We start from the raw sequence: 24,168 nt of genomic DNA on the forward strand, positions 1-24,168 counted from the left end.
TCTCCCGTTACTTCGCGCCTTGCGGCGCTGTGGCGGCGCGGGCGAGATTGGCTTCATACTGATATTTGGCGGAGCGATATTGCTTCGGCCATGCGATGGAGTTGATGCCGATTTTTGCCGCCTCATGCAGCGCCCATGACGGATCGGCAAGATGTGGGCGTGCCACGGCGCACAGATCGGCGCGCCCGGCAGCAATGATCGAGTTGGCATGATCGGCTTCCGAAATCGCACCGACGGCAATGGTCGGAATGTGGATTTCGTTGCGGATCTTGTCGGAGAACGGGGTCTGGAACAGACGGCCATAAACCGGCTTTTCTTCCTTCCAGACCTGACCCGACGAACAGTCGATCAGATCGGCACCTGCGGCCTTGAACATGTCCGCGAAGATGGCTGCATCTTCCGGCGTGTTGCCGCCTTCGAACCAGTCGTGGCAGGAAAGACGAACCGAGATCGGCTTGTCCTGCGGCCAGACTTCGCGGATTGCGTGGAAGACTTCCAGCGGATAGCGCGCACGGTTTTCGTAAGCGCCGCCATATTCATCCTCGCGCCGGTTGGTGAGCGGCGAGAGGAAGCTCGACAGAAGATAGCCATGCGCACAGTGCAGTTCGAGCCAATCGACGCCAGCTTCTGCGGCGCGCTTGGTGGCGGCGACAAAGTCCGCTTTCACCCGATCCATGTCGGCGCGGTCCATCGCCTTTGGCGTCTGGCTGTGCTTGAGATAGGGAAGGGCGGAAGCGGACAGAAGCGGCCATGAACCCTCTTCCAGCGGCTGGTCGATCCCTTCCCATGCAAGCTTGGTAGCACCTTTGCGCCCGGCATGGCCGATCTGCATGGCAACTTTGGCATTGCTGTTGTTGTGCACGAAATCCACAACGCGCTTCCAGCCTTCGGCCTGTGCATCGTTCCAGATGCCGAGACAGCCGGGCGTAATCCGCGCATCAGGAGACACGCAGGTCATTTCGGCAAAGACCAGTCCCGCGCCGCCCATGGCGCGGCTGCCCAGATGCACCATATGGAAATCGTCGATCAGGCCATCGGTCGCGGAATACATCGCCATCGGCGACACGACGATGCGGTTTGGCAGCGTCACGCCACGCAGCGTATAGGGCGTGAACATCGGCGGCAGGCAACGCTCGTCTTCCGTCACGTTCAACCCCTGTTTGCGGGCAAACCAGCGCTCATAGCCTTCCAGCCAGTTCTTGTCGCGCAGGCGCAGATTTTCGTGGCTGATGCGCTGCGAGCGCGTCAGCATGGAATACATGAACTGTTCCGGCTCCAGCGTGTCGGCATAACGCTGGCCTACGACCTCGAACCATTCCATGGCATTGCGCGCAGCGTTTTGAATGCGTGCGACATCGACGCGGCGGATTTCCTCATAGGCATGCAGGACTTCAGGAATGCCTTCCTTGCCGTGACCGAGTTTCTGGAACTGGTTGGCCAGTTCAATCGCGTCGTCGATGGCAAGTTTGGTGCCCGATCCGATGGCGAAATGCGCGGTATGGGCTGCGTCACCCATCAGCACCACATGGGAATTGCCGTTGAAGTGGCTCCATTTTCCGCAAATCAGACGGTTGAAGTTCAGCCAGGCCGAGCCGCGCATATGGCGCGCATTGGTCATCAGCGGCACGCCTTCCAGCGTTTCCGCAAACAGCTTTTCGCAGAAATCGATGGATGCTGTCTGGTCCATCTGGTCCAGGCCATGCGCCAGATAGGCTTCCTCGGTGGTTTCGATGATGAAGGTCGAGGTTTTGTCGTCGAACTTGTAGATATGCGCCTGGAACCAGCCATGATCGGTCTTGCGGAAGTCGAAGGTAAAGGCGTCGAACAGCTTTTCCGTGCCGAGCCAGATATAGCGATTGGGCCGCACGATCAGGTCGGGCTCGAACACATCCTCATAGCGATTGCGAATGCGGGAGTTCAGGCCGTCCGAAGCGATGATGAGATCGGCGTCCGGGAAATCGAGATCGCTTTCCACGTCGGTTTCAAACTGAAGCTTCACGCCCAGCGCTTCGCAGCGCAGCTGAAGAATGTTGAGCAGGCGCTTGCGCCCGATGCCGACAAAGCCGTGACCGCTGGTGCGCTGGCGCGTGCCCTTGAACAGCACCTCGATATCATCCCAGTGATTGAAGGCGTCCTGAATTTCGGCCGCACTTTCCGGGTCCCAGACCTTCATGGATTCCATGGTCGCGTCGGAAAACACCACACCCCAGCCGAACGTGTCGTAAGGGCGGTTCCGCTCCACGACCGTAATGTCATGTTCCGGATGAAGTTTTTTCATCAGAAGGCCGAAATAAAGGCCGGCCGGACCTCCTCCAATACACACGATACGCATGTTGAGTTCCCTTTCCGATATGCTGCCAAACGGCGCCGGTTAATTATTTTAAGTTTAAAATATAATTGGCGACTTCGACGCGTCAAGTGAAAAAATCGCCATCTTTTTCATATCGCCTGCGACACAGGGGAAATGGCTGTGAACTAAAATATGCAAATGCAATAATTATAATCACACCAAAAACCGCTATTGACACAGTTTAGAATTGGAAAATATGCTGATGCAAATGAATTGATATTCCGGCAAACGGAAAAGGGGAACTATCATGGCGGAGCGGTCATTCGCCCGCGAGGTCGAGGATCTGAAACTCGGCTCAGGCGAAATTTTCAGTGGTGAAGGCATTCTCGCCATCACCAAGGCGCTGTTGCAGTCGGGCGTGTCCTATGTCGGCGGCTATCAGGGTTCGCCGATTTCGCATCTGATGGATGTTCTCGCGGATGCGAAGGACGTGATGGAAGACCTGGGCGTCCATTTCGAATCGTCCGCGTCGGAAGCCGCAGCCGCAGCCATGCTTTCCGCCTCCGTGATGTATCCGGTGCGCGGTGCAGTGACCTGGAAATCGACGGCCGGCACCAATGTCGCCTCCGACGCCCTGTCCAACCTTGCCTCTGGCGGTGTGACCGGCGGCGCGCTGGTCATCATCGGCGAGGATTATGGCGAAGGCTCCTCAATCATGCAGGAGCGCAGCCATGCCTATGCGATGAAATCGCAAATGTGGCTTTTGACGCCGCGGCCCAACCTGCCCTCGATTGTGGAAGCCGTTGAAAAGGGCTTTGAACTGTCGGAAGCCTCCAACACGCCGGTCATGTTGCAGGTCGGCATTCGCAGCTGCCACGTGCATGGTCAGTTTGTGGCGAAGGATAACAAGCGGCCTGCCCACACGCTGGCCGAAGCGCTGGAAAATCCGAGGCGCGACGTCAACCGCATCGTGCTGCCGCCCGCGTCTTTCCTGCACGAGAAGGAAAAGCTCGAAAAGCGCTGGCCCGCAGCCGTCGAGTTCGTCAAAGCTAATCGTCTCAACGAATATTTCGGCCCGAAAGAGGGCGATGTCGGCATCATCCTGCAAGGCGGACTTTACAACAGCGCCATGCGCGCCTTGCAGCAAATGGGGCTGGCCGATGTTTACGGCGAAAGCCGGGTTCCGCTCTATGTGATGAATGTCGCCTATCCGATGATAGACGACGAGGTCATCGACTTCGTTGCCGGCAAAAAAGCCGTGGTGATACTGGAAGAGGGCGCGCCTGAATATATCGAGCAGGCGCTGCATACGTTGCTGCGCCGCCGCGATATCCAGACAAAACTGTCCGGCAAGGATGTGCTGCCGCTGGGCGGCGAATACACAACGCCTGTGCTTTTGAAGGGCCTGACGGCATTCTTCGATGCGCATGCACCGCAATTGCTCGGTAACCGTCCGCCGCTGCCAGATCCGTCGCCGGTTCTGGCCGATGAGCGCGTCAAGGCGCTGGCCGAAGTGGTGCCGCCGCGCCCCGCAGGTTTCTGCACCGGTTGCCCGGAACGCCCGATCTTCGCCGCCATGAAGCTGGTGGAAAAGGAGCTCGGCGAGCATCACGTGTCAGCGGATATCGGCTGCCACCTCTTTTCCATTCTGCCGCCGTTCAATCTCGGCGGCACGACCATGGGTTACGGCCTTGGTCCGGCCTCGGCCTCCGCTTTCAACGTGCCTGCGGGCAAACGCTCCATTTCCGTGATGGGTGATGGCGGTTTCTGGCACAACGGTCTTGCCACTTCGGTCGGCAATGCCGTCTTCAACAAGCAGGACGGCGTCATCCTCGTGGTCGACAATTACTATTCGTCGGCGACGGGCGGTCAGGACGTGATGTCCTCCAGAGCGATCAATCCGCGCCGCAAGACCAACAATTCCATCGTCGATGCGGTCAAGGGAATTGGTGCGGGCTGGGTCCGCCAGATCGACCACACCTATGACGTTGCAAAGATGCGCGACACGCTGAAGGAAGCGCTGACGACGGAAGAAAAAGGCCCAAAGATCATCGTGGCGTCGTCGGAATGCATGCTCAACAAGCAGCGCCGCGTGAAGCCGCAATTCGCCAAGGCCGTCAAGGACGGCAAGCGGATGGTCAAGCAGCGTTTCGGTGTCGATGAGGATGTGTGTACCGGTGATCACGCCTGCATCCGTCTGTCGGGTTGTCCGTCGCTTTCGGTGAAGCACACCGACGATCCGCTGAAGGACGATCCGGTCGCGGCCATCGACAATTCCTGCGTCGGTTGCGGCAATTGCGGTGAGGTTTCGGAAGCGGCGGTTCTGTGCCCGTCCTTCTATCGCGCCGATGTTATCCACAACCCGACGGGTTGGGACAAGTTCGTGCATCGCCTGCGCTCGGGCGTCATCGGCTGGCTGCAAAAGCGCCGCCGCGCGTCGCGCATTGTCTTTGCGGATTGAGGAACAGGCATGTCTACATTGAATGCATCGCCGTCCGCCCCTCTTTCGCAGGACAAGCCGCTATCGATTGCTATTCTCGCCATGGGCGGTCAGGGCGGCGGCGTTCTGGCCGACTGGGTTGTGGCGCTGGCGGAAACCAATGGCTGGGTCGCGCAGACCACATCCGTGCCCGGCGTGGCGCAGAGAACCGGCGCGACGATCTATTATCTCGAACTGTTGCGGGCCCGCGAAGGGGCGCATCCGATCCTGTCGCTGATGCCCACGCCCGGCGACGTCGATATCGTCATCGCGGCTGAATTGATGGAAGCGGGGCGCTCGGTGCTGCGCGGCCTCGTGACGCCCGACAAGACATTGCTCATCACCTCCACCCATCGCTCCTTCGCGGTGGGCGAAAAGGAAAAGCCTGGTGATGGTATCGGCAATCCGGTGGTGGTTGAGGACGCGACGGCCTTTGCTGCGCGCAAGACCATTGCCTTTGACATGGAAGCGCTGGCAACGAAAAGCGGCAGCGTGGTGTCTTCGGCTTTGTTCGGCGCGCTTGCGGCTTCCGGCGCTTTGCCTTTTGACAAGGCCGCCTTCGAAGCGACCATCAAGTCTGGCGGCAAGGGCATCGAGGCAAGTCTCAGGGCTTTTGAAGCTGCCTATCAGCGCGCGCTTGGCGGCGCGAACGACAAGCTTGCGGCAACGCCCGCAAAGCGGCTCGACCCTCTGCCCGAACGGTCCGATCATCCGGCACTTGACGGGCTTATCAAGCGCATTCGCAGCGAATTCCCGGGTGAATGTCATCCGATGCTTTTTGCGGGCATCAAGAAACTGACCGAGTTTCAGGACCCGGCCTATGCGGATGAATATCTGACCCGTTGCGCTGCCTTGCTCAAGGCCGATCGCGATAATGGCGGCACGGCTCACGGCTTTGCCTTCACCGTACAGGCGGCAAAATATGTCGCTATCGCCATGGCCTATGACGATGTGGTCCGGGTGGCCGATATCAAGGTGCGGGGCTCGCGGTTTGAGCGGGTGCGCAAGGAAATCGGCCTCAAGAAAGACCAGATTGCCTATACGACCGAATATATGCATCCGCGCATGGAAGAAGTGTGCGGCACTTTGCCCAAAGGCATCGGCGTCTGGATCGAAAATCGGCCAAAACTCTTTGCCTGGCTTGACAAGCGCATCAGCAAAGGTCGCCGGGTAAACACGGGAACGTTGTTCTGGTTCACCGGGCTTTATGTCGTTTCGGGGCTGCGGCGTTTTCGACGCGGCAGCCTGCGCCATCAGCGTGAGGTCGAACATCGCGAAGCCTGGCTGGCACAGGCGATGGCCGCCTTACCCAAAAATTACGATCTCGCGGTCGAGGTGCTTGGCTGCCGCCGTCTGGTCAAGGGCTACTCCGACACGCATTCGCGCGGCTTGTCGAAATTCGACCGCGTCCTGTCCGCCTTGCCTGTTCTGACCGAGCGGGACGACGGCGCGGACTGGTTGCGGCGCCTGCGGCAGGCAGCCTTGCTGGACGAACAGGGTATCGCGCTTGATGGCGCGCTGAAAACAATCGCGACGCTCTGAGAGAAGCGCGCCGCTATTTCAAAGAAAAAAGGGGAAGGACTATGTCTCAAGCGCAGAGCATAGATGCGCCGGCTGTTGCCGGAAAGGAAATATCGGCAGGCAAAAGCCTGCTCGTCGTCGGCCTGTGCTGGCTTGCCATTTTTGCGGAAGGCTATGATGTCGGCGTCATCGGGGCCATTCTGCCCGCCTTGTCCGTCGATCCGGTCTGGCAACTGACGCCGATAGAGCTTGGCGCCATCGGCAGCTATACGGTGATCGGCATGCTGATCGGCGGCATTCTTGCGGGCACGCTGAGCGAGCTTCATGGACGCAAGCCGCTATTCGTCGCCTGTATCACCCTGTTTTCGCTGTGCATGATCGTCAGCGCCGTGGCGCCGTCGCCTTTCATCTTCGGGCTGAGCCGGTTCATTTCCGGCATCGGGCTTGGCGGGATTATTCCGGTCGCCGCCGCGCTGACGGTGGAATATTCCCCGATCAAGAAGAAGAGCTTCAACTACGGTCTCATGTATTCGGGTTATTCAATGGGATTGCTTGCCGCCGCCTTGTGCGGTCGTGGCTTTCTGGAAGTCCATGGCTGGCGCACCATCGTTCTGATCGGCGCAATCCCGCTGCTGTTTGTTCCGATCTTCCTCGCATTCCTGCCGGAAAGCGTGGAATCGCTGGTCCAGCGCGGTAAGCATGATGCAGCGCGCAAGACGGCAGCGCGCATGGGCGTCGGCGTTCCGGCGGCAATTGTCCGCAAGCATGGCAAGGTCGGCTGGCGCACTGTTTTCAGTGAAATCTTCTCCCCGAAAAAGGCGTTCGAAACAGCCTGCTTCTGGATCGCGCTCTTCATGGGGCTGCTCTTGGTCTATGGTCTCGCGCAATGGCTGCCGCAGATCATGCGCAAGAATGGCTATGATCTTGGCAACAGCCTGCTGTTCCTCGCTGTCTTCAGCCTCAGCTCGGCGATTGGCGGTATTGTATTGGGCACATGGGCGGATCGCTTTGGCGTGCGCCGCACGGTTGCCTGCTCCTATGCGCTGGGCGCGCTTGGCATTGTGGCGCTCGCCTTCAAGGGTTCGCTGCTGATGAACTATGTGTTCGTCGCAATTGCCGGTTTTGGCACCGTGTCGGCGTCGCTGGTTCTGACAGGCTTTCTGGCCCAGCGACTTGATTCCTCGATCCGCTCCGCCGGAACTGGCTGGGCGCTGAGCTTCTCACGCATTGGTGCGTTGTCAGGTCCGCTGCTGGGCGGATTGATCGCAAGCCTTAATGTCGGTCCGCAATGGAACTTCTATATCTTCGCCATTGTCGCTACACTGGCCGCTGTGGCAACTGCGTTGATCCCGTCACGCCCGACGGACTAAGCCACAAAAAGCCGATCCGCTCTCAATAGCGGATCGGCCTATTATCGAACATAATATCAAAGTTCGTTTTTACGGATGTTCCGCAGCATTTTCTGCAAGGTGCCGACAAAGGCGCGATGCTCGTCTTCATCAATGCCTTCAAACAATTGCAACAGCAGATCATACATGACCGGCCATGCTTCGTTAAAAATGTTGCGGCCTTCTTCGGTCATCGAAATATCGCGGATGCGCATATCTTCGGCGCGCGCCTGACGGCGAATGTAACCCTGCTCCTCAAGGGAATCGAGCGTGCGGCTCATCGTCGATTGTTCGGTCACGGTAAAGACCGCAAGCTCATTGATCGTCGCCGAAGGCGTGACACTCAGGACAGCCAGCGTTCGCAATTTGACTGTCGTGATCTGGCGGCCTTTCAGCGCCTCCGCAAGGTTCGCATTGTAGCGTGCCATCAGGCGGTTCATCAGGTAGGGCGCAAAACTGTTCAAGCCGATCTCGCCCAGCGAACGCGCGGGGTTCTCCTCCTGATGTTCGGAAGCCAGAACCGTACCTGAGAAGCGTTCCTCCATGAATTCCCTCACTTTAGATCATGGTTACAATAGTCATGCGCCCGATGCGGTAAGGCATCAGGCGCAACAAGGCGCTCTCATCGGTGTTAATATCGGTTGTGGAAAGATGCCAGAGAAAAAGGCGGATGCGATCTTGCAATCGCATCCGCTGCTGTTTCTGGATCAGGGGCGGGAGGCCTCACCCGAGATGCCGTTACCGCTGGTGGCAATGGCAACCTTGTCGTCGTTGAGGCTGAAACTCTCGCGGGTGACTACAAGAACGATAGCCAGAATGATCGCTTCCATGATTGCGAAGGTCAGGAAGGCGCTGACAAAGGACCCGCCCGAAACCTTGATGACCACGCCCATGACCCAGGGCGAAATGAACGTCGCAAGGATGGCGAAGATTTCGGCATAACCAACCGCTGCTGTTGCCAGCTCTTCTGGGTATTTTTCACTGAGAAAGGCGAAGATCGCACCGCCGCCGAAAAGTGCCATGCCGCTCAGGAGCGCCATCAGGATGAGCCAGCCGAAGCCAAGCGGTATGGCCATGCCGACGGTGAACATTGCCGCGACGAGGACGGCAAGCACGGTTCCGAACTTGATCATCCCTGTTTTGTTCAGGCGGTCGGCGGCGTAACCGCCGATGACGAGAAACACGACCTGCGACAGTCCCATCAAGGTGCCGATTAGGGCGGCGTCTTCCACCGGCATCTGATGCACGGCAATATATCCGGGAATGACCCAGGTGGCGGTTCCGGCAATGGCCATCGTGCAGGCCGAAATGCCGAGGCTGCCGACGATAATCCATTTCGAGCGGAAGATGCTGGCCAGAGACGCCGTGGAGGTTTGCTGCTTTTCCGGTTCCCAGCGGAAATCCTTATAGCCGATATGAGCCGGATTGTTGCGGGTGAAGAGCAGCACGGCAGCCGCCGTCGCCAGCGTTCCGATGGCAAGAATGGCAAAGAAGGTGCGCCAGCCGTAGGTGATGGAAAGCGGAATGCCAATCGCAAAGTCCAGCGTGATTGCAAGACTATAGGCCGCGAGGATCAAGCCGATCATGCTGCCGCGCCGATTCTGCGGGAACCAGCCAATGATGAGTTTCATGTTGCCGAGGAAGATTGCGGCATCGAAGAAACCGATGAACAGGCGCAACGCAATCAGCTGGGCGTAGGTTTGCACATAGACTTGCGCCACCATGCCGATGGCGGTGCAGAACAGACCGATCAGCAGCAACGACCGCGCATTCATGCGGCGGCTCAATTGCGACCAGACAATCATGCCGAGACCATAGGTCAGTGCGAAAATCCCCTGTGCCAGACCGGCCTGCGCGGAATCAAGCTGGAGCGTTTCTGAAATGAACGGTATCACTGCCGCAAAGGCGTACCAGTCAGCGGCGAGAAACATTTCGCATAAAAGCGCCAGCGCCAGCATTCCCCATTGCCAGCGCTTTATTCTGGATTGATCGAAGTCCGATAGGCTTTCCCATTGCATGGTCTGGTTCCCCTTATTTTTACCTGCAAAGTTATGATGCTTCCTCGCGGGAGCGTGCGGTGCCCAATGTTTGAAGTCGGATATCAGACCGTAGACAGGAAATCGCGCACAAGTGTCGCCGCAGCTGGCGCCTCTTCAAACAGCAAATGTCCGGTCGCGCCGAGTTTCTCCAGCCGTGCTTCATCGGTCCCGCGCTGCCATTCTTCGGCATATTGCACGGGGATGACCCTGTCTTCCTCGCCCCAGAGGATCAGGGTCGGCATGTGAAGCCGGTGCAGCCAGTGTCCAAGCTTCGGATTGCCGCGTCCGTCAGTTGCGTGGACCAGCGCCAGCGCACCCATTTCGCGTCCGAGCGCCGCATCGAACCGGCTGTCGGGCTCGGTCGGGAAATAGCGGAGCGCAACTGCCGGATCATGCGTGAGATGGGCTGGGATATCGGCAGGCGCGACCTGAAACAGATCGGGGAGAGGGATTGTTGGAAGATCAAGACCGGCAGGTGCGGCGAGAAACAGCGCGGCAAGCCTTTCCGGCTGTCTTATCGCGAATTCTGCGGCAATCCAGCCGCCAAGTGAGAAGCCGCCAAGGCTGAATTGATCCAGTGCGAGTGCATCGAAGAAATCCATGTAATGGAGCACATAGTCGCCGATCTGCACGATATCGGCGTCGTCGTCGCTTTCACCGAAATTCGGATGAAACGGGATGATGAGCCGGTTTCGCGAAGCAATGTCGGCCAGGCTGTCAAAGCCGGGAAATGTCCCGGTTCCATGCAGAAAGACCACATCCTTACCTTCACCCTTCACAAGATAGGTGACGGTTTTGCCTCGGATTTCGACCGTGCGTTTTTCAAAACTGCTCGAGTAATTCAACATCTTTCCACCTTATGCCGCTGGCTTGGTGTGACTGGACCAATTGCTTTTTCATCTGATCGACAGCGCTGTCGATCCGCGCTTCCAAGGCCGGGGGCAGAAGCCCATCCGGTTCCAGGTCCGCCGAACAGGCATAGATGCCCGTTGCGACGGTTCCCGCTTCGAAAAAGCCGAAGAGCGGACGCAGATGATGTTCAACGACCAGCGCATGACGATGCCCGCCGCCCACTGCGCACAGCACGGTCGGGCGACCGCGCAGCGCGAGCGGATGGACGAGATCGAACACGTGTTTGAAAAGACCGGGATAGCTTCCCTGATAAACAGGGCAACCGACGATCAACGCATCGCAATGCTCGATCTCTGAAATGAGGCTTTCGGATTGCCGGTCCAGTGCCTTGCGATTGACCGTGAACAGGTTCGACCCGGCATGCGACAGGTCCAGATGCGTGACCGACACATCGTCTTCCGCTTCCAGCCTTGCGGCAATCGCCTGGGTTAGCCGGTGAACTTTCGTCGGGCGATCACACCCGACGAAGCTGACAATATTTCGCGCCATGGCCGGTCTCAGTTTTCGCTGATGCCGAAAACGGTCCATCGCGCATCGGCGCCTGAAAGGCCAAGTAGCCCCTTGCCGCATTCCTCGACGATCTGGTCGGCGAGCAAAATATGCTGGGTGCCGGAATGGATATCGCGATAAAAGCGCTGCATGGCCGTGTTGTGCAGCGAGGCTCCACGAGCCGCACGATGCGCGAATGTCGCTACATCTGAAACGATGTCGTGCATATAGCGCAGCGAGAGCTTCACCATCGTCATCTGGTCGAGGGACGGGACGCCGCCGGATGCGGTGGTCTGCGAGACGTCTTCCCATGTTTCCATGGCCAGCGCCCGTGCGGCCCGGTAACGGGCTTCGGCATTGGCAAACTGGAACCGCAGGCTGGCGCTGTCTGCGCTCTTGCCGAACGGATCCTGTCGCTGACGGATCACCTTGGCGAGTTCGTCGAGTATCCGGCGACCGACGCCGATGGCCCAGCTTGTATGGGTGAGGGCGCTGTAGCCCGCCAGCCCGAGATGGCCCTGTGTCTGACCGCGCTTCGGTGCGGACTGCGTGAAACTATAGGTCATTGAATCCGGCACGAAGAGGTCTTCATCGGTTGCCAGCGTGTAGTCGAAGCTGCCCGTGGCGCGCAGGCCCAGCACATCCCAGTTGCCAAGCAGCTGGATCGTCGAGCGCGGGTGATGTGCGACGATGATCTGCGGTGCGCCGGTTTCGTCTTTAAGAAGTGCCTTTCCGCTCGGGTCCTTGGGATCGAGAAGGAAGCAGCCGGAATGAATCCATTCCGCGTGGAAGATGGAGCTTCCATAAGCCCAGTTGCCGCGGATCATGTAGCCGCCATCGACCTTGCGGGCAAAGCCGCGCGGCACGCCATTGCCTGCAATAGTGATGTCGACGCCGTCCTTGAAGACATTCGCAATCCCCTCGTCGTCGAGGTAGATCGCCATGGTGGTGCCTTCCATATTGTTGACCATCGTGCACCAGCCCGATGAGGCATGGGCATAGGAAAGCGCCGACATGATCTTCATAGCATCGATGGGTCGCAATTCCGCGCCGCCGACTTCCTTGGGAAACAGCATTGTGTAGAAGCCACCCTTGCGCATGGCGTCCACGACGTCGTCATGCATCCGTCCGAGTGTCTCTGCCTCTTCTGCCTTTTCTTCAATCAAGGGTAGAATCGCTTGAAGGCGGTCATTGAAGCCCTGAAGGACTGCGGAATAGTTGTCGGCTGTGTGAGTCCGGTGCACGCTGGTATCCAAGTTAGTTCCCCTTGATTTAGTGGTTATAAGCAGGAATGATACGGACAAGAGTGGGAACGGACATTCCCCCCAGATGGGGGGCTTGGGAACTCGGGAGAGAGAATGCCCAGGCAAATATTATCGACAGACGAGCGGATATCTGCAGCGCTTTCCGTTGCGGAGAGTCGCAATTATGACGACTTTACAATAGCTTGTGATTATTTTGCCGCGAATGTCCTGCGGGTGCGATCGCTTGGAATTTATTTGCTGGAGAATAATCGGCCGCGCCTTTTTCACAGCATCAACACGCCCACCGGCTTTCTTCTTGAATATCAGAATGGGCTTGCGGATTCGGATCCGATGATTGCGGCAGTGGTGCAGAATGCCGGCGCGGTTGCGGGCTCGCGATTGCCCCAGAATGCGGCGGGGAATGTGCCGCTGATGCGAACGCTGCTCTATCGATGGAACTACAACGATAACTTGTGCTGTCCGGTTTACGTTGGCGACAACATACAGGCGCTGATCTATGCCGCCGGTTTCGAGATGCACGCAACACAGCTCGAAGAACAGGTTTCGCTGCTGTGCCGTTCGTCGGCGCTTGCCTTGCGCAACATTCAGGAAGCACGTCCGGCGAAGACGCCCAGCGCCAATCTGACCAACCTGTCGCCGCGCCTATCGACGGTCGCCCGGTTGCTTGCAGCTGGCAATACCAACAAGCAGATTGCCCGACATCTGGAGCTTTCGCCCCATACGGTGAAGGATTATGTCGACGATCTGATCAAGCGTTTCGGTGTTCGTAACAGAACCGAAGTGGCCGTCCTGATCAACCGCATGAGCGGTGCGAGGAAAGCCGAGCCGGCCGGATTTGTCCTGTCGGGACAGGAACGGCGCGGCCTTCCCATAGAGCATTTCTGAAAACGCTTTCCGCGTTACTAAGGGCAGAGGAATTTAACGGCGCGGCTTTCGGGATCGCACAGCGTGTCGATGACATTGCAATGATGCGTGCCATCGATTTCCCAAGCGCTGGTTTCTATCCCCAACCCGTACCAGATGTTTTCCAGCAGCGCATTTTGCCGTCTGAACTCCATCAGCTCATCGCCGCCGACGCAGCAATGAACGGCAATATCTGTACGCGGGCGCTGGAGTGTCGCGCTCTCCGCGACAGCTTCGGCCTCGTCCATAGAGAAAATATCGTTCATCGCGGTTTTGAGAAGCGGGCGTAAATCGTGCAGCCCGCTGATAGAAAGAACACGCTTGATCCGTTCCGCCGTTGCGACGGCAATGGGCGCATTTTCGCACGCCATGCGGCTGACCAGATGCCCTCCGGCGGAATGGCCGGTCAAGGCGATATCGCCGTCCACTTCCTGCGCCAGATGGTCGATAAAGCGGCCAATTTCCCGTGTGATACCAGAAATGCGCGCTTCGGGGCACAGCGTATAGCTTGGCATGGCAACGCGATATCCGCGCGCAAGCGCGCCTTGCGCCAGATGTGACCAGAAGCTTTTGTCCAGCCCCTTCCAATAGCCGCCATGGACATAAACAAGTGTGCCCTTGGCCGTGCCTTCCGGCAGGAAGAGGTCATAATGGTTCCGCGCGCCGTCGGCATAGGCGATGTCAGGGATCAAGCGACCCTGATCGCGCATTTTCTCGCGAAAGCCGGATGCCAGTTTCGTCCAGCTCGGCGGATAGGTGGCGGAATCGCTGATGGCCTTCATATTGTCGTAAGCGGTATCGTAGTCGTGCAGCACAGAAGTCTCCTTCATATTTCATGCTTGAAGCCGCACGTCAGGCGCGGGCTTCGGTTGCCGCCTGCGCGCGTAGGGCGGATCGCTGCAACTTTCCGGATTCCGTTTTGGGCAGGCTGGAAACCCAGCTTATCACGCGGGGATATTTATAAGGCGCGAGTTCGCTTTTGACGTGACTTTGCAGTGTTTCCTGCAAGTTCGTGTCGCCATGATATCCTTCGTTCAGCACGACATAGGCTTTGACAATGCAGCCTCGTTCGTCATCGGGCGCCGCCACCACGCCACATTCCGCCACGGCTGGATGCGCGAGCAGGCTGGCTTCGACTTCCGGTCCGGCGATGTTGTATCCGGCGGAAACGATCATGTCGTCGTTGCGGGCCTGATACCAGAAATAGCCGTCCGCATCCATGACATAGGTGTCGCCGGTGATATTCCAGCCGTTCTCGACATATTTGGTCTGGCGCGCGTCGGCCAGATATTTGCAGCCGAGCGGTCCGCGAACGGCAAGTCGTCCGGGGGTGCCGGGCGGGCATTCCTGCCCATTGTCATCGATGACGCGGGCTTCATAGCCGGGGATGGGTTTACCAGTCGCTCCGGGTCTGATGTCGTCTTCCGGCGCAGAGATGAAGATATGCAGCATTTCCGTCGCGCCGATGCCGTCGGCCAGCGAAAGCCCGGTCGCACGCTTCCACGCTTCGAAAGTAGGGAGCGGCAGGGCTTCACCAGCTGAAACACATTTGCGCAGGGACGAAAGATCGTACTGATCGATCTTCGAAAGCATGGCTCGATAAGCGGTCGGCGCTGTGAAACAGACAGTCGGTTTATATTCTCCGATAGCCACGGCTAGATCGTGCGGTGCGGTTTTTGCCGGTAGCACTGTGGAAGCGCCGATCCTGAAGGGAAACAGGACCAGCCCGCCAAGCCCGAATGTGAAAGCCAGCGGCGGCGAGCCGATGAAAATGTCATCTTCGGTCGCGTTCAATATATGATGTGCATAGCAATCACAGACGATCAGCAGGTCGCGGTGGAAATGGATCGTCGCCTTCGGCAAGCCGGTGGTGCCGGATGTAAAGCCGAGCAGGCACGGATCATCCCCGCGTGTCGCGACCGCCTCGAAATCGCTGGAGGCACCGGCCAGCAATGCGCCAAGTTCCCCGCCTGCATTGCCCTCCCAGGTCACCAGAGTCTTAATGAAATCGGTCTGTGCCACGGCATTCTGCATCTCGCCGATCAGTGCGTGATCGCAAAAGGCAATGCTGATTTCGGCCTTGTCGATGATCTGGACCAGTTCACGGGCGCGCAGGAGTGGCATGGTCGCGACGACAACGCCGCCTGCCTTGATGATCGCCAGATAGAGCGCAATCTTGGTCGGGTTATTGCCCGAGCGGATCATCACGCGATTGCCTGTTTTCATGCCGAGCTTGTCGGTCAGCACATTGGCGATCTTGTTGATCATTGCGGCGAGATCGCTATAGGTCCAGCGCACGCCAGGCGCCTGCAATGCAATGCGGTCGCCTTTGCCGTTTGCAAGATGTGCATCCACCAGTTCGTAGGTGGCGTTGAGCTGTTCCGGGTAGCCGAGTGCGTCGAGGTTGATGATATCCGGTAGAAATTCCGCAGCCGGGAGATTATCCAGAACGAATGTGTCCACATGAGCGCTGGGGTGCATGCTCGTCTCCTGTCAATGCCAGTTTGCGTTCGACTGCTGGGTCAAACGTGCAAGTAACGTTCCTTGATGTCCGGGGTGGTCAAAAGGGCGGCGTTGTCACCGCTCCACACCACGCGGCCCTTTTCGATGACCACATGACGGTCTGCGAAGCGCGCCAGCGCATCGACATTCTTGTCGATGACAAGGATCGCCTCGCCTTCATCCTTGATGTTGCGCAGGCAGGACCAGATCTCTTCGCGCATGAGCGGCGACAGGCCTTCCGTCGCTTCGTCTAGCACGACCATTTTCGGATTGGTCATCAGGGCGCGACCAACCGCCAGCATCTGCTGTTCACCGCCCGAAAGCTGGTTGCCCATGTTGCGTCGCCGCTCCTTCAGGCGTGGGAACATCCGATAGATGCTTTCCAGCGTCCATTTGGACGAACGCGCATCCGAACGCCGGGTGGCCAGCAGGTTCTCTTCGACGCTCAGCGTCGGAAATATCTGCCGCCCTTCCGGAACCAGACCGAGCCCCTCGCGGGCAATTGCGTAGGGCGGCTTGCCGGTAACGTCATGGCCATTGACGAACACCTTGCCGCCCTTGGGCGGCAGCAAGCCGAAGATCGACTTGATGGTCGTCGTTTTCCCCATGCCGTTTCTGCCGAGGATCGTGACGACTTCTCCTGCACTGACTTCAAAGTCGATGCCGAAGAGAATGCGAGACTGGCCATAGGCGTTCTGGAGTCCTTCGACCTTCAGCATCACGCGGCCTCCTCTTCGCCGAGATAGGCGGCGCGCACATCCGGGTCGGAGCGCACGGCAGCGGGTGTTCCGGACGCGATGACACGTCCGTAGACGAGGACGCTCACCTGATCCGCCAGCGAGAAAACGGCATCCATGTCATGCTCGATCAGAACCAGCGTATGGGTCTGGCGCAGGGAGCGCATCAGTTCGACCAGCACCACGGATTCCTCGTGGCTGGTGCCAGCCAGTGGCTCATCAAGCAACAGCATCTGCGCTTCGGTGGCGAGCGCGATGGCAATCTCAAGCTGGCGCTTTTCGCCGTGCGACAGCGCTCCGGCCCGGCGATGGGCGCGGTCGTCGAGCCGCACGCGGGCAAGCGCTGTCATGGCTTGTTCGTTGATCTGGACCTCCTTGCTCGCCGCCTGAAAAAAGCGGAAGCTTGAACCGGATCGCGCCTGAACGGCCAGCGCAACATTTTCAAGCACGCTGAAACCTTCAAGAACCGAGGTGATCTGAAACGAACGTGCAAGGCCGAGATGGACACGATTGGGCATGGGCAGACCGGAAATGTCTCGGCCATCGAAGATGACCGAACCGCGGTCGCTTTTGAGATTGCCCGAAAGCTGGTGGATCAATGTCGTCTTTCCGGCGCCATTGGGGCCGATCAGCGCGTGAATTTCGCCGCGTTTGACGGTGAGATTGACCCCATCCGTGACCTTGAGCGCGCCAAAGCTCTTGTGCAGGTCTCGCACCTGAAGCAGTTCATCCGACATCGGAACCTCCACGCAGCTTGTGAAGCAGCCCGCCGATACCGTCGCGACTGAAAAGCACGACGAGAACAAGGAAAAGACCAAGGCCGAGTTTCCAGTGTTCTGAGAAATACGCCAACACTTCCTCAAGAAAGATGAAGGCGGTTGCGCCGAGGACCGGGCCGATCAGCGTGCCCATTCCACCCAGCACGACCATGACGATCAGTTCGCCAGAACGCTGCCAGCTCATGAAAGCGGGCGAAACGAACTGGATCTGGTTGGCCAGCAGAACACCTGCTATGGCCGCCGCCACACCGGCGATGACATAGGCGGTGAGCTGAAACGAGAAGGGTGAGAAGCCAATGGCGCGCATGCGTACCGGGTTGTCCCGCGTTCCGCGCAGGACGCGGCCAAAACGGGAATGCACCAGCATACGGAAGATGAAAAATGCGCCCATCAGAACCGCCAGCACGAAGTAGAACAGCACCAGATTGCTGGAAAGCAGCGTATTGCCGAACAGCGTCGAGCGGGTGGACAGCGTCATTCCATCGTCGCCGCCAAAGGCTGACAGGGAAACCATGAAGAAGAAGGCCATCTGCCCGAAGGCCAGTGTGATCATGATGAAATAGACGCCGCTGGTTCTCAACGAGATATAGCCGGTGACGAGGGCGAAGAACGCCGCAACAACGATGGCCGCAACCAGCTGGAGGATCAGATCGTCGATGCCATAGCTGGACAGGATGCCGACTGCATAAGCGCCGATCCCGATATAGGCGGCATGACCAAAGGACACGAGCGCGCCGTAACCCATGATGAAATTGAGCGAAAGCGCGGCTAGCGCGAAGATCATGATGCGTGTCACGATCACGAGAAGAAAGCTGTCGTTCAATACGGATGCGAGAAGCGGAACGATTGCAAAGGCGGCGAAGACCAGCCACGGGCCCGCATCCAGCAAAGGCGAGGTTCGGCTCTTTGCCGTTTCCGGCATGGCGGTATCGCGGGTGCTGTTATGGGTAATCTCGCTCATCGGGTTCCTCCCTGCGCCGGGAAGAGACCTGTCGGACGGAAATAGAGCACGGCTGCCATAAGAATATAGGTGAGCATCGGCACCAGCGTGCGGCCCATCTGGGAGGCAGCGGCCGGATCGAGCAGGTTGCGGAGCAGCATCGGCCCGAAGGTGCGGCCAAGCGTATCGACGAGGCCAACGGTGATGGCCGCAACGAAAGCACCGCGCACGGAACCGACGCCGCCGATCACGATGACGACGAATGTGAGGATCAGGATGGAATCGCCCATGCCTGGATCAACGGAGAGAATGGGGGAGATCATGCCACCGGCAAAGCCTGCAAGCATCGCGCCAAGTCCGAAGACCACCATGAACAGGCGGCGTATATTGATGCCGAGAGCCGAAACCATGTCGCCATTGGTCGCTCCGGCACGCAGCAACATGCCGATGCGCGTGTGATTGACGAGGACATAAAGACCTGCCGCCGTGGCGAGGCCAGCGGCGATGATCAGCAGGCGATAGACGGGATAGCGCAGGTTGCCAAAGAGCTGGATGGAACCGGATAGGGAATCCGGCATCGGCACGCTGAGCGGAGCCGCGCCCCAGATGATCTTCACGAGTTCGTTCACTATCAGGATCAACCCGAATGTAGCCAGAACCTGATCGAGATGGCTGCGTTCGTATAATCGTCGAAAGACCAGCACTTCCAACACAATGCCGATGACAAGGGTGACGGGCAGGGCGATCAGGATGCCGTAAAAGAAGCTGCCTGTCATGGCAGTGAAAGTCGCAGTCAGATAGGCGCCGACCATATAAAGAACGCCATGCGCCAGGTTGATGAGGTCCATGACGCCGAAGATCAGTGTCAAACCGGCTGCGACGAGAAAGAGCAAAATGCCAAACTGAATCCCGTTAAGGGACTGCAGCAGAAAAAGATTGAGCATGGGGGACGTCCGGAACTCGTTGTACTGAAGTCCGTTTCACGCCAGACAAACTGGCGTGAACTGTTTCAGACTTGGAAATTGAGAGGACTGGGCTCATCGGAGCACCCGCCTTCCACCGGGTTACATCTTGCATTCAGCTGCGTAATTATCCTTGTAATCGTTGAAGACCGTTTCAACGTAGGACGTGGCGAACTGGCCGTCGTCACGCTTGACGACTTTGGTCAGGTAGAAATTCTGGATCGGAAAGTGGTTGTCGCCAAAGCTGAATTCACCGCGCGGCGAGGTGAATTTCGCGTCTTTCATGGCGGCCCGCAAGGCATCCTTGTCGGCAATATTGCCGTTGACCTGCTTGACGGCCGCATCGATCAGCATGGCGGCGTCATAAGCCTGCACCGCAAAAGTCGCCGGAATGCGCTTGAATTTGGCTTCATAGGCGGCGGCAAATTCCTTGGCTGGTGCGGAATCAAGATCCGGCGCCCAGTTCGAACCGGCGAAGAAGCCAACTGCCGCATCCTGCTGCGCGGGCAGGGTGGTCTCATCCACGGTGAATGCCGAAAGGAACGGGGTGCCTTCAAGACCGGCCTGACGATACTGTTTGACGAAATTTACGCCCATGCCGCCGGGCAGGAAAGCATAGACCGCGTCAGGCTGTTCGGCTGCGATCTGGGCGAGTTCTGCCGAATAGTCGAGCTGGCCAAGCGGCACATAGATTTCCTGCGCGACTTCGTTCTTGTAGGAATGCTTGAAACCGGCCAGAGCGTCCTTGCCAGCCTGATAATTCGGGGCGATCAGCACGACGCGCTGGTAGTTCTGCTTTTCGGCATATTTGCCGGAAACTTCATGCATCTGGTCGTTCTGATAGGAGGTGACGAACAGATTGGGGTTGCAATCCTTGCCGGCCAGATTGGACGTGCCTGCATTGGTCGAGATCAGAAACGTGCCGGAATCGGTCGCTGGTTTGACGATAGCGTTCAGGACATTGGAGAAGATGGGGCCTACGACAAAATCCACTTTGTCGCGCTGGATCATCTGCTGGACCTTGTTGACGCCGATATCCGGCTTCTGCTCATCGTCCTGAATGATGATTTCAGCATCGAGGCCGCCGAGCTTGTTGCCCAGCTTGTCCATGGCAAGCAGAAAACCGTCGCGGGATTGTTCGCCCAGCAAGGCCGCTGGCCCGCTCAGCGTATAGATCAAACCGATCTTGATCTTGCCTTCTTCGGCCTGCGCGGTTCCGTTCAACATGGTTGCGGCGAGCAGCGCGAAGGCCGCTTTCGTCGAAATTTTCATTGTTCCACCTCGATTGCAGCGTTCTGCTTTGTCTTATTTTTCTTTCGCATTATCCGGTGCAAAACCGCTTCACACTTTTGCTGGAAATGCTCTGATACCCGGCAGATGTACTCCCATACTTCTGCCGGGCGGATGCATTATTCTGCTGGAGCGGGCAAAAATTCAACCTCGTGTGCCGGTGCAATGCGAACTATTTCAGCAGGATCACCGACATTGTCGATGCGAACGAACAGATCCCAAAGTTTTGCAGTCGGCGAAACCCAGAAAACGCACTTCACTGGCTGCTCGGTCTTGTTGAAAATACCGTGCGACACGTTGCGTGGCAGGCAGACGAGATCGCCAGCTTCGGCAACGGCTTCCTTGCCGTCGAGAAGCAGGTCGAAGCGTCCTTCCAGCACGTAGATGAATTCTTCCTGCGTGGTGTGGATATGTGGCGGAACGAAAGTGCCGGGAGGGAAGGTTGCGTGCCAGGACATGGAGCTTTCGCAGACATGCTTGGGCACATAGGTCTGACCGAGAATATGCCAGACAACACCGTCCACGGAGGAACCGGATTTGGTCACGCCAGCTTGAAGAACAGTCACTCTAATTCCCTTTCATTAGAGCGCACCCCGAAAAGTGTGAAACGGTTTTCGGAAAAGATGCGCGTTAAAAAATATTCAGACGCAGGTTTCAGGCAGAGGCCCGAGACACTCCCCGATTGACTTGCTGTGTTGAAAAGCCAGCCTTTGCGGCATAGCCGCGAACGATTGCCTCGCGCTCGGCAAAGCTGATGAAGCCGTCCAGATCGGCAACACCGGATGGAGCGCGGCGTTCAACCTCATCGATGACGCCTTCCGGGCCGCCCAGTCGGTTGAGCCGGACGATTTCTGCCGTCGCGGGCAGCCGGATTGCCTGATAGGCCGCCAGCGCCGCGCGACCGTGCTCCGCAGCGGCAAGATGGTCGGCAAGCGTGCGTGCGTCGATGATCGCCTGGCTCGCGCCGTTCGACCCCACCGGATACATCGGATGGGCGGCGTCGCCGATCAGCGCCACGCGGCCATCCGTCCACCAGCGGGCGGGGTCGCGGTCGCACATCGGATATTCGAAGAATGTATCGGTTGCGCGCACCAAAGCGGCAAGGTCCACGACATTGATGCCGAATTTTTCGACATGGGGCATCAGCTCTTCATGCGTGCCGCGACGGCTCCAGTCCTCGCGCTTCGGCGCAGGCGATCCGTCGGCGCCGGGACGATAGGTGACGACCCAGTTGTTGAGAATCTTGCCGGGCGTGGTGCCCTTGGCTATCGGGTAAAGCACCAGCTTATACGTAAAGCCGCCAGCCACGATCATGGTGCGACCGTCAAGGAACGGATCGCTTTCAACAGCGCCGCGCCACATCATGACGCCGTTCCATTTGAGACCGGCTTCGTTCGGGAACATCTGATGTCGAATGACGGAATGAATACCGTCCGCGCCGATAATGATGTCGGCAGTTGCCGAGGTAATTTTTGAACCTTCGGCAAAATGAACCGTGGCAGAACCCTCGTTCTGGGTGTAGCCCACGCAGCGCTGGTTCGCGATGACGGCATCCGGTCCAAGCCGTTCGATGACGGCATTATAAAGCAGTTTCTGCAAATAGCCGCGATGGATTGAGAACTGGGGCACATCATAGCCTGCATCGACGCCGCGGGGCTCGCGCCATATTTCCTGGCCCTGCCGTGTAGCGTAAATCAGCTCTCGGGTGCGGATGCCGGTGGCGTCCAGCGCGGGCAGAAGGCCGATTTCAGCCAGTTCGCGGATGGCGTGCGGAAGGACATTGATACCAACGCCCAGTTCACGGACTTCCGGTGCTGCTTCGAAAATCTGGCAGTCAATGCCTCGTGCGTGCAGCATCAATGCCATCGTGAGGCCACCGATGCCCCCTCCGACGATAATCGCTTTCATTCGCGGTTCCCTTTTTCGTGGCTGCTCTTTGGCGCCTGGGACCAACGATAAAAGCGGGAACAATGCTGTCTATCACCAAAACGCCATTCCTAACAGGAAACCGCCAGAAACGCGCTTTCGTGCAAAATTTTCGTGGCGCTTGCGCTCTCGCTCCAGCGTGATACTTTAATCTTAAAATAAAATGCTCTCTAAATGAGATACGGGGAATATCGTGATGCCGACTACGAGCTATATGCACAGGCTTTCGCCGTCCATCGATTCGTTCCAGGACACCATGTCGGGTCTCCTCAGGCCTTGCCGCATCTCGAAGAAATCCAGCCGGACCTACCGGACGGAAGTTTCACATGGGCGCATGCGTCCCTTCGGCCTGACTGCGATCCGCATTGGCGGCCATGCCCGCATCGAAGTTGAAGCGCATAACGACATGACTTTGTTGCAGGTTCCGTTGCAGGGCATCTTCGTCTCGCGCGACCGGCGCGGTGACGAGCTGTTGTATCAGTCCGGCATGAATGCGCAGCTGGTCGACGCGCATTCGGCGATTGATCTCGAATTTCACCCTTCCACGCGCATGCTGATCTTCAGCCTGAACGATACCCAGATCGATATTCTGGGGGGCAAGGAATTCATCGAGCAGTTTACCCATAACAAGCGCGTCGTATCCTTCGATACTCTGGTGGGTCATGCCTTCTATCAGCTGGCGCATTTCGTCATAAACGAGATCGAGAAGGATAAGGAAGCATTCTTCCATGGCGGTCTGTCGGAGCGTCTCGAAGACAGCCTGATGGCATCGCTTGCAGCGGCGCTCGACACGCAGCCGCGCGCAAGGCCGCTGACGAGTGCGGTTCCGAGCTATGTCCAGCGTGCTGAAAAATTCATGCTCGACAATCTCGACAAGCAGCTGACCTTGCAGGAGCTTGTCGATGCAACGGGCACCAGCGCACGTACCTTGCACCGCACATTTCGCAGTGTCCGGGGCAACACGCCGCTCGGCGTGTTCAAGAACATGCGGCTGGACAAGGTGCATGCAGAGCTTGTCCGCGGCCACGCCGGGCCGGGGGATATCACGCGTATCGCCATGGCCTGGGCTTTCAATCATATGGGCTTGTTTTCAGCGGACTACCGACAGCGCTTCGGCTATCTCCCATCGGAAACCGTGCGCCGCGCGCAATAATCCTTCGGTAGAAACGCCTCGGGCGGCACCCCGTATATTGAATTTCCGGTTGGATTGTGGTGCTGCACGCCGCCAACCTCAGGCGTGCCTGTGCCGGGAGCAAAGCCCCGGGGCCTGCTCGGCGAGCATATGTTCTTGCAAATCAGAAACACTATCACTGCCGACCGTATAGACGGTAGGACGGTCGGTCGGTTACCTTGGCTCTTGAGATTTGAACCGGAGATGAAGCCTTCATGATCAAGGGTATAGCGCTGCTATTGTTGTTTCAGCTGCTTGGCGAAAGCTTTATCTTCATGAGCGGGCTTCCTATACCGGGCCCCGTTGTGGGGCTCGTACTTCTGTTCGTTGCCATGCAATTGTGCAAGATATTCGACTGGGGTATCTTTGCCGAAGCAGAAACGGCGGCCGATGGTTTTCTCGGTAATCTCGGCCTGCTTTTTGTCCCGGCGGGGGTCGGAGTGGTGGCTATGTGGAGCCAGATTCAGGGGCAAGCCACGGCAATTCTGGCTATTGTGGTGATCTCGGCAATTCTCACATTGGCGGTGACGGTCTGGACCTTCATTCTTGTGCAACGCTTCATGGGGCGGAGGTAG

General features: G+C 58.1%; 21 protein-coding genes. 6 read left to right on the plus strand and 15 right to left on the minus strand.

Annotated elements, in window-relative coordinates; translation table 11 throughout:
- Nucleotides 1-7: 7 nt before the first annotated feature.
- On the minus strand, nucleotides 8-2,332 hold the full coding sequence (locus CES86_RS23700) for a bifunctional salicylyl-CoA 5-hydroxylase/oxidoreductase (protein ID WP_012093350.1): 2,325 nt from the start codon (nucleotides 2,330-2,332) through the stop codon (nucleotides 8-10).
- A gap of 265 nt (nucleotides 2,333-2,597) precedes the next feature.
- On the opposite strand from CES86_RS23700, the gene CES86_RS23705 reads away from it, so the two are divergent.
- From CES86_RS23705 to CES86_RS23715, 3 genes are read left to right on the plus strand one after another with little or no spacing between them, the layout of a single operon-like run.
- Nucleotides 2,598-4,751: an indolepyruvate ferredoxin oxidoreductase subunit alpha gene (locus tag CES86_RS23705; RefSeq protein ID WP_094515576.1), complete on the plus strand. Its 2,154-nt coding sequence runs from the start codon at nucleotides 2,598-2,600 to the stop codon at nucleotides 4,749-4,751.
- Between the two features lie 9 nt (nucleotides 4,752-4,760).
- Nucleotides 4,761-6,311 (plus strand): indolepyruvate oxidoreductase subunit beta family protein, encoded by a 1,551-nt coding sequence (locus CES86_RS23710; protein ID WP_094515577.1) that lies wholly within the window; start codon nucleotides 4,761-4,763, stop codon nucleotides 6,309-6,311.
- Between the two features lie 41 nt (nucleotides 6,312-6,352).
- Nucleotides 6,353-7,660 carry an MFS transporter gene (locus tag CES86_RS23715; RefSeq protein WP_094515578.1) on the plus strand — a complete coding sequence of 436 codons (1,308 nt, stop codon included), beginning with the start codon at nucleotides 6,353-6,355 and terminating at the stop codon, nucleotides 7,658-7,660.
- A 56-nt stretch (nucleotides 7,661-7,716) separates the two neighbouring features.
- On the opposite strand, the gene CES86_RS23720 is transcribed toward CES86_RS23715, so the two are convergent.
- The 5 genes from CES86_RS23720 to CES86_RS23740 form a co-directional block, all read right to left on the minus strand.
- Nucleotides 7,717-8,223, minus strand: a complete 507-nt coding sequence (locus CES86_RS23720; RefSeq protein ID WP_010659191.1) for a MarR family winged helix-turn-helix transcriptional regulator — start codon at nucleotides 8,221-8,223, stop codon at nucleotides 7,717-7,719.
- A gap of 162 nt (nucleotides 8,224-8,385) precedes the next feature.
- On the minus strand, nucleotides 8,386-9,696 hold the full coding sequence (locus CES86_RS23725) for an MFS transporter (protein WP_094515579.1): 1,311 nt from the start codon (nucleotides 9,694-9,696) through the stop codon (nucleotides 8,386-8,388).
- A gap of 83 nt (nucleotides 9,697-9,779) precedes the next feature.
- Complete coding sequence (locus CES86_RS23730) at nucleotides 9,780-10,565, minus strand: alpha/beta fold hydrolase (protein ID WP_094515580.1); 786 nt, start codon at nucleotides 10,563-10,565, stop codon at nucleotides 9,780-9,782.
- A complete protein-coding gene (locus CES86_RS23735) occupies nucleotides 10,540-11,118 on the minus strand; it encodes an NAD(P)H-dependent oxidoreductase (protein WP_012093342.1) in 579 nt (192 codons plus the stop codon). The genes CES86_RS23730 and CES86_RS23735 overlap by 26 nt, the downstream gene beginning before the upstream one ends.
- A gap of 8 nt (nucleotides 11,119-11,126) precedes the next feature.
- Complete coding sequence (locus tag CES86_RS23740) at nucleotides 11,127-12,362, minus strand: acyl-CoA dehydrogenase family protein (RefSeq protein WP_235820020.1); 1,236 nt, start codon at nucleotides 12,360-12,362, stop codon at nucleotides 11,127-11,129.
- A gap of 114 nt (nucleotides 12,363-12,476) precedes the next feature.
- Here CES86_RS23740 and CES86_RS23745 point away from each other — a divergent pair, with 114 nt between their 5' ends.
- A complete protein-coding gene (locus tag CES86_RS23745; protein WP_151689462.1) occupies nucleotides 12,477-13,268 on the plus strand; it encodes a response regulator transcription factor in 792 nt (263 codons plus the stop codon).
- A 17-nt stretch (nucleotides 13,269-13,285) separates the two neighbouring features.
- On the opposite strand, the gene CES86_RS23750 is transcribed toward CES86_RS23745, so the two are convergent.
- The 9 genes from CES86_RS23750 to CES86_RS23790 form a co-directional block, all read right to left on the minus strand.
- A complete protein-coding gene (locus CES86_RS23750; RefSeq protein WP_094515819.1) occupies nucleotides 13,286-14,101 on the minus strand; it encodes an alpha/beta hydrolase in 816 nt (271 codons plus the stop codon).
- Between the two features lie 37 nt (nucleotides 14,102-14,138).
- Entirely contained in the window at nucleotides 14,139-15,767 is a 1,629-nt protein-coding gene (locus CES86_RS23755; RefSeq protein WP_094515582.1) for a benzoate-CoA ligase family protein, read from the minus strand.
- Nucleotides 15,768-15,808: 41 nt separating this feature from the next.
- Nucleotides 15,809-16,507 (minus strand): ABC transporter ATP-binding protein, encoded by a 699-nt coding sequence (locus tag CES86_RS23760; protein ID WP_094515583.1) that lies wholly within the window; start codon nucleotides 16,505-16,507, stop codon nucleotides 15,809-15,811.
- Nucleotides 16,507-17,262, minus strand: a complete 756-nt coding sequence (locus CES86_RS23765; RefSeq protein ID WP_094515584.1) for an ABC transporter ATP-binding protein — start codon at nucleotides 17,260-17,262, stop codon at nucleotides 16,507-16,509. Before CES86_RS23765 ends, CES86_RS23760 begins: the two co-directional genes overlap by 1 nt.
- Nucleotides 17,252-18,265: a branched-chain amino acid ABC transporter permease gene (locus CES86_RS23770; protein ID WP_094515585.1), complete on the minus strand. Its 1,014-nt coding sequence runs from the start codon at nucleotides 18,263-18,265 to the stop codon at nucleotides 17,252-17,254. The genes CES86_RS23765 and CES86_RS23770 overlap by 11 nt, the downstream gene beginning before the upstream one ends.
- Nucleotides 18,262-19,188 carry a branched-chain amino acid ABC transporter permease gene (locus tag CES86_RS23775; RefSeq protein WP_010659180.1) on the minus strand — a complete coding sequence of 309 codons (927 nt, stop codon included), beginning with the start codon at nucleotides 19,186-19,188 and terminating at the stop codon, nucleotides 18,262-18,264. The genes CES86_RS23770 and CES86_RS23775 overlap by 4 nt, the downstream gene beginning before the upstream one ends.
- Nucleotides 19,189-19,308: 120 nt before the next feature.
- On the minus strand, nucleotides 19,309-20,478 hold the full coding sequence (locus CES86_RS23780) for an ABC transporter substrate-binding protein (RefSeq protein ID WP_010659179.1): 1,170 nt from the start codon (nucleotides 20,476-20,478) through the stop codon (nucleotides 19,309-19,311).
- A gap of 137 nt (nucleotides 20,479-20,615) precedes the next feature.
- Nucleotides 20,616-21,062, minus strand: coding sequence for a cupin domain-containing protein (locus tag CES86_RS23785; RefSeq protein ID WP_010659178.1), 447 nt, complete (start codon nucleotides 21,060-21,062; stop codon nucleotides 20,616-20,618).
- Between the two features lie 88 nt (nucleotides 21,063-21,150).
- Nucleotides 21,151-22,404, minus strand: a complete 1,254-nt coding sequence (locus tag CES86_RS23790) for a flavin-dependent oxidoreductase (RefSeq protein WP_094515586.1) — start codon at nucleotides 22,402-22,404, stop codon at nucleotides 21,151-21,153.
- Nucleotides 22,405-22,618: 214 nt separating this feature from the next.
- Here CES86_RS23790 and CES86_RS23795 point away from each other — a divergent pair, with 214 nt between their 5' ends.
- A complete protein-coding gene (locus CES86_RS23795; RefSeq protein ID WP_010659176.1) occupies nucleotides 22,619-23,575 on the plus strand; it encodes an AraC family transcriptional regulator in 957 nt (318 codons plus the stop codon).
- Between the two features lie 233 nt (nucleotides 23,576-23,808).
- The gene (locus CES86_RS23800; RefSeq protein WP_010659175.1) at nucleotides 23,809-24,168 is read left to right on the plus strand and encodes a CidA/LrgA family protein; all 360 of its coding nucleotides are present in this window, start codon (nucleotides 23,809-23,811) and stop codon (nucleotides 24,166-24,168) included.

Source organism: Brucella lupini (genome assembly GCF_002252535.1).
Taxonomy (GTDB): domain Bacteria; phylum Pseudomonadota; class Alphaproteobacteria; order Rhizobiales; family Rhizobiaceae; genus Brucella; species Brucella anthropi.

Excerpts from the sequence above, each read along its gene's own strand:
- CES86_RS23710 (WP_094515577.1), top strand. The coding sequence starts at position 4,761 with ATGTCTACATTGAATGCATCGCCGTCCGCCCCTCTTTCGCAGGACAAG.
- CES86_RS23800 (WP_010659175.1), top strand. The coding sequence starts at position 23,809 with ATGATCAAGGGTATAGCGCTGCTATTGTTGTTTCAGCTGCTTGGCGAA.
- CES86_RS23745 (WP_151689462.1), top strand. The coding sequence starts at position 12,477 with ATGCCCAGGCAAATATTATCGACAGACGAGCGGATATCTGCAGCGCTT.
- CES86_RS23730 (WP_094515580.1), bottom strand. The coding sequence starts at position 10,565 with ATGTTGAATTACTCGAGCAGTTTTGAAAAACGCACGGTCGAAATCCGA.
- CES86_RS23760 (WP_094515583.1), bottom strand. The coding sequence starts at position 16,507 with ATGCTGAAGGTCGAAGGACTCCAGAACGCCTATGGCCAGTCTCGCATT.
- CES86_RS23775 (WP_010659180.1), bottom strand. The coding sequence starts at position 19,188 with ATGCTCAATCTTTTTCTGCTGCAGTCCCTTAACGGGATTCAGTTTGGC.
- CES86_RS23795 (WP_010659176.1), top strand. The coding sequence starts at position 22,619 with ATGCCGACTACGAGCTATATGCACAGGCTTTCGCCGTCCATCGATTCG.
- CES86_RS23715 (WP_094515578.1), top strand. The coding sequence starts at position 6,353 with ATGTCTCAAGCGCAGAGCATAGATGCGCCGGCTGTTGCCGGAAAGGAA.
- CES86_RS23720 (WP_010659191.1), bottom strand. The coding sequence starts at position 8,223 with ATGGAGGAACGCTTCTCAGGTACGGTTCTGGCTTCCGAACATCAGGAG.
- CES86_RS23700 (WP_012093350.1), bottom strand. The coding sequence starts at position 2,332 with ATGCGTATCGTGTGTATTGGAGGAGGTCCGGCCGGCCTTTATTTCGGC.
- CES86_RS23705 (WP_094515576.1), top strand. The coding sequence starts at position 2,598 with ATGGCGGAGCGGTCATTCGCCCGCGAGGTCGAGGATCTGAAACTCGGC.
- CES86_RS23780 (WP_010659179.1), bottom strand. The coding sequence starts at position 20,478 with ATGAAAATTTCGACGAAAGCGGCCTTCGCGCTGCTCGCCGCAACCATG.
- CES86_RS23790 (WP_094515586.1), bottom strand. The coding sequence starts at position 22,404 with ATGAAAGCGATTATCGTCGGAGGGGGCATCGGTGGCCTCACGATGGCA.
- CES86_RS23765 (WP_094515584.1), bottom strand. The coding sequence starts at position 17,262 with ATGTCGGATGAACTGCTTCAGGTGCGAGACCTGCACAAGAGCTTTGGC.
- CES86_RS23735 (WP_012093342.1), bottom strand. The coding sequence starts at position 11,118 with ATGGCGCGAAATATTGTCAGCTTCGTCGGGTGTGATCGCCCGACGAAA.
- CES86_RS23755 (WP_094515582.1), bottom strand. The coding sequence starts at position 15,767 with ATGCACCCCAGCGCTCATGTGGACACATTCGTTCTGGATAATCTCCCG.
- CES86_RS23725 (WP_094515579.1), bottom strand. The coding sequence starts at position 9,696 with ATGCAATGGGAAAGCCTATCGGACTTCGATCAATCCAGAATAAAGCGC.
- CES86_RS23770 (WP_094515585.1), bottom strand. The coding sequence starts at position 18,265 with ATGAGCGAGATTACCCATAACAGCACCCGCGATACCGCCATGCCGGAA.